The organism is Pelomonas sp. KK5, assembly GCF_001984095.1.
Classification (GTDB): Bacteria; Pseudomonadota; Gammaproteobacteria; order Burkholderiales; family Burkholderiaceae_C; genus KK5.
On record NZ_LYVQ01000468.1, the window covers coordinates 1 to 1518 of the forward strand.

General features: G+C 58.6%; 2 protein-coding genes. Both read right to left on the reverse strand.

Going from position 1 to position 1518, the window contains the following annotated elements:
* Positions 1–441: 441 nt before the first annotated feature.
* Entirely contained in the window at positions 442–1041 is a 600-nt protein-coding gene (locus tag B0W88_RS33310) for a restriction endonuclease (RefSeq protein WP_144007140.1), read from the reverse strand.
* A 19-nt stretch (positions 1042–1060) separates the two neighbouring features.
* A complete protein-coding gene (locus tag B0W88_RS31690; RefSeq protein WP_077038400.1) occupies positions 1061–1414 on the reverse strand; it encodes a hypothetical protein in 354 nt (117 codons plus the stop codon).
* Between the last annotated feature and the right edge of the window lie 104 nt (positions 1415–1518).

The following is a 1518-nucleotide window of genomic DNA, read 5'->3' on the forward strand; positions in this document are numbered from 1 at the left end:
GCTTCACCGGCAGCCACGCGGCGCAGCGCACCGAGTAAGACCTGACCCCGCTGACTGCAAACTGGCGAGCGGAAAAGTTCATGGATTTCAGTCTCGTCGATGAATGGAGATCGTCGATCACCATTCTGACTTGCTCCTGCCGGAGCGGCGTGCATTTCTGCCGCGGAACTCGCTGCAGGACTTGCTTCCCACAGCGGTGGCGAACGGCATGAGCGAGCCGACTGCCGAAGGACAGGCGGCCTGCAGAGCGCAGCGCGAGTAGTGCCCGGCGTGGGCCTTGCTCCAACATCCGAATCGGCGAATCCGGCACCCTAGCGCTGCCACACACGCCAGCACTGCGCGGCTGTTTGGCGATGAATGCGGGAGCGGGATGAACACGTACCTGCGGCAGCCTAACGTCTGAATTCAGCGGCGCCGTCAGGCGTCCGCTGCAATGAATGGTTAGGACTCGCCGTCCGCTGACAGCGCCTTCCGCAATAGTCCATGCCAACTCTCAAAAAGGTATCCATCGGACCGGCCAAAGAAGTCCTTATTTCGCGCCCGATGGCCGGGGTTTGTGAAAGCACGATTGAACTCGGCGGGATCCAGCTTCGATCGAAATGACTGGCCTGTCTCCAGATACATGAGCCAATCGACTTGGTCCGACGGAAGCAATCGGACAAGACCAATTCCATTTGATCGAGCGTACGCCAGAGAGCCTGATTGCAGTGCTCCGGTAACGGCCATCAGCCCCTTCACGTTCTTTCCTGCGATCTGATCCAACTTCGCCTTGAATTCTTCGACATCGTTGACTGGAAGCGAGCCAGAGTAGTCTTTGCATTCGCACACCCACAGCATCGACCAAGTTGAAGCGCCCGGCAATGTCACCTCTACGGAAATATCGACAATGACATCTGAATCGCGATCTCGCGAGTAGTAGCCCTTCTTCTGAAAGAGCGCGCATTGCTTTGGCAGAAGTCCAAGCCGCTCTGCGTTCACTTCACGTTGCAGCGCAGAGAAGACGCGATCTTCAAAGAGATTTCCGCGGCTGACAGAGTTCATAGAGTTCTAACGTTCAAGCTCAGCGGGCGGCGAAGCCGTCCGCTGGAGCGAAGGGTTGGGCCGCATGGGCCCTGGCATACGGCCTGCGGAGCAAAGGACTAAGACCCTGACGCATGCGCTCAGACTCCGAGAGCCACCAGAACGAATCATGCCCAAACATAACGTCGTGTGCCCAGTAGGCCGGCTTCTCGCGGTAGAGCTCGTACTCGCCGGTTACTGAAGGCCAGTGCGACCACGCCTGATTGATGCGATCGATGGACTCGTCCCGTGTAATGCCGAAGCGGCGCATCATGTCTTCGATGATGTCGCGAAGGTAGGCCAAGGACTCGTCGTCCGAGGCAAAGCAGAAATCTGATGGTGCGACGGAAATCATGTGCGGCTCAACGATTGCGTTCAGCCGCGCCGTTAGGCGTCGGCTGCAACTGCGGGTTAGGCTGCTGCTTCACCGGCAGCCACGCGGCGCAGCGCACCGAGTAA